The 2,860-nt window shown below is 67.6% G+C and carries 2 protein-coding genes; one reads left to right on the plus strand and one right to left on the minus strand.

Annotation, left to right across the window (positions count from 1 at the left end):
* Positions 1–1,872 (plus strand): S9 family peptidase (locus FJY88_13180; protein MBM3288279.1); only part of this gene is annotated, 1,872 nt, incomplete at its 5' end.
* Here FJY88_13180 and FJY88_13185 read toward each other — a convergent pair.
* Positions 1,869–2,860: hypothetical protein (locus tag FJY88_13185; protein ID MBM3288280.1), on the minus strand; the 992-nt coding region annotated here is incomplete at its 5' end. The two genes, FJY88_13180 and FJY88_13185, sit on opposite strands and share 4 nt — an antisense overlap.

The following is a 2,860-nucleotide window of genomic DNA, read 5'->3' on the forward strand; positions in this document are numbered from 1 at the left end:
CCGGAGGGGAGGGGCGCGGAGCCCGGGAAGCCCGCCATCCCGGACGGACCGATCGTCCAGGAGAGCGTGGGGAAGGCGGCTCCCGCGCGCACCTACCAGGATCTGCTCCAGAGCCCGCACGACGAAGACCTCTTCGTCCACTACTTCACGACGCAGCTTGCGAGAATCGACCTGGACGGATCCATCACGCCCCTCGGTCGAGAGGGGATCATCTGGGACTTTGATCCCAGTCCGAACGGCGAGTACATCCTCGTCCAGACGATCCACCCCCCCTTCTCGTACCTCGTCACGGGCGACCGCTTCCCGATGCGCGTGGAGATCTGGTCGGCGCGCGGGGAGCCTGTCCACATGGTCACCGATCGGCCCCTTCAGGAGGGGATCCCCATCACCTACGGCAGCGTCGAGACCGGCCCTCGCGAGTTCGTCTGGAGAGCCGATGCGCAGGCGACGCTCTGCTGGGCGGAGGCTCTGGACGGCGGCGACGCCGGGAAGGACGCAGAGCTCCGAGACGCCGTCTACCTCCTGGATGCGCCCTTCAAAGGGCGGCCGGTTCTCTGGACTCGCCTGCCGATCCGATACGGCGGGACGACCTGGGGAAGGGGCGACCTGGCGGTGATCGCGGGCTGGTGGTGGAAGACGCGGAACCAGAGATTGTGGTGCGCTCATCCCGATCAGCCTGATGTCGAGGCGGAGCTTCTGATCGATCGGTCCTGGGAGGATCGCTACTCGGATCCCGGCGAGCCGGTTCTGGCGCGGAACGCGGCCGGGCGCCTCGTTCTTCTGATTGATTCCGCCGGAGAGAAGATCTACTTCCGCGGCGCCGGGGCTTCTCCCGAGGGGGATCGTCCCTTCCTGGACCGTTTCGATCTGACGACGCGCAGGGCGGAGCGGCTCTTCCGATCCGAGGCTCCGCACTACGAGGAGTCGATCACGGTTCTCGATCCGGGGGGCGGGCAGGTCCTGACAAGGCGCGAGTCGGTGACGGAGGTTCCCAACTACTTCGTCCGCGATCTTGGCGGCGGCGGTCTGCGCCAGCTCACCTTCTTCGCCCATCCGACCCCGCAGCTTGTCGGCTTCCGCAAGGAGCTGATCCAGTACCGGCGGGCCGATTCCGTGGCGCTGTCGGCCAAGCTGTACCTGCCCGTCGGCTATAGGGCCGATGAGGGGCCTCTGCCGATGGTGATGTGGGCTTATCCGGAGGAGTACAAGAGCGCCGACGCCGCGGGACAGATCACCGACTCTCCCCACCGCTTCGACTGGGTCGGCTGGTGGTCGCCCCTCTTGTGGCTCACGCAGGGATACGCCGTCCTGGACGATCTGAAGATGCCGATCGTCGGCGAGGGGGACCAGGAGCCGAACGACACCTTTCTCGACCAACTCGTCGCGAGCGCCGAGGCGGCCGTGGAGGAAGTCGTGCGCAGGGGGGTCGCGGATCGGAGGCGGATCGCCATCGGCGGGCACTCCTACGGCGCCTTCATGGCGGTGAACCTGCTCGCGCACTCCGACCTCTTCGCGGCCGGACTGGCCAGGACCGGGGCCTACAACCGCACGCTCACCCCCTTCGGCTTCCAGTCCGAGGAGCGGACCCTATGGGAGGCGCCGGAGGTCTACTTCGCCATGTCCCCGTTCATGCACGCGGACAAGATCGACGAGCCGCTTCTGCTTGTCCACGGCGAGGCGGACAGCAACCCCGGGACCTTTCCCATGCAGAGCGAGAGGCTCTACAACGCGATGAAGGGCATGGGCGGGACCGTCAGGCTGGTCATGCTTCCCCATGAGAGCCACAACTACCGCGCGCGGGAGTCGATCCTGCACCTGATCTGGGAGACGCAGGAGTGGCTCGACCGGTTCGTGAAGAACCGCGCGCCCTAGCGCGCGACGATCTTGTTCGCCGCGGCGAAGCCGTCGCCCTCGAGCATGAGGAAGTAGACGCCGGGCGCGAGCCGATTCCCTTCCTGATCGCGCCCGTCCCACGCGATCGCCGACCGGCCCGCCGCAAAGTCGCGATCGGCGAGTGTCGCGACGCGGCGGCCCAGCGCGTCGTGGAGTGTGACGCGGACCGCGCCCGCCTCGGGGAGGGTGAAGCGAATCAGGCCGGGCGCCGAGATCGGATTCGGCTCCGCTTCTATGCCCGCGACCGCCGGACCGCCGCCGTCCCCGTCGGCGATGGCGCTCAGCCCGTACTCGATCTCCGCGATGAACCAGGGGGCGTTCTCGGGAGTGATGGTGATGTGCTCCTGGTTCGCGGCGGGGAAGTAGACCGCGTCGAAAGGGGATATCTCCAGGATGTTCGGGTCGCCCGCGATGTCGTGGAAGAGATCGCCCGTCGCGAGCCCAAGCGCGCTCACGGAGGGGATGAAGCAGTGGTTGGGATGGAAGGCGATGATGTCGCCGTAGCCGGGGTCGCTCGCGGCGAGCTGGGCCATCGTGTCCCGCCATCCGCCGGGGGCGTTGTCGTAGGGAAGCGTGCCCGAGACGACGACCTGAGACCGATCGGCGGGAAGGAGAATGAAGTCGATCAATCCGTCGAAGATGAGCTGGCTCGATCCGTTCGGCACGGCCCAGACGTTCCCCGTGAAGTCGACGAAGAAGCTGCGGTACTCCCACTGGATGATCTGGGCGCCCGGGTTGAACCCCTGAGTCGCGCGCGAGCCGCTGCCGTTCGCGATTGCGACGAGGCGCGGCGATGCCGGATAGCCCCCCAGCGAAGCGAAGTCCGCGAGCAGGGCTGCCCGCAGCGGATCGGCCTGGCCCGTCCCGCCGGGCGGATCGGTGTGATGGTAGACGAGCATCTGGCGAGCCGCGGGCGTGTCGAGATCTGCGAGATTCGCGGCGGCCTCATCGGATTGCTCCGAGAAGA

The organism is Candidatus Eisenbacteria bacterium (genome assembly GCA_016867495.1).
Classification (GTDB): Bacteria; Eisenbacteria; RBG-16-71-46; order CAIMUX01; family VGJL01; genus VGJL01.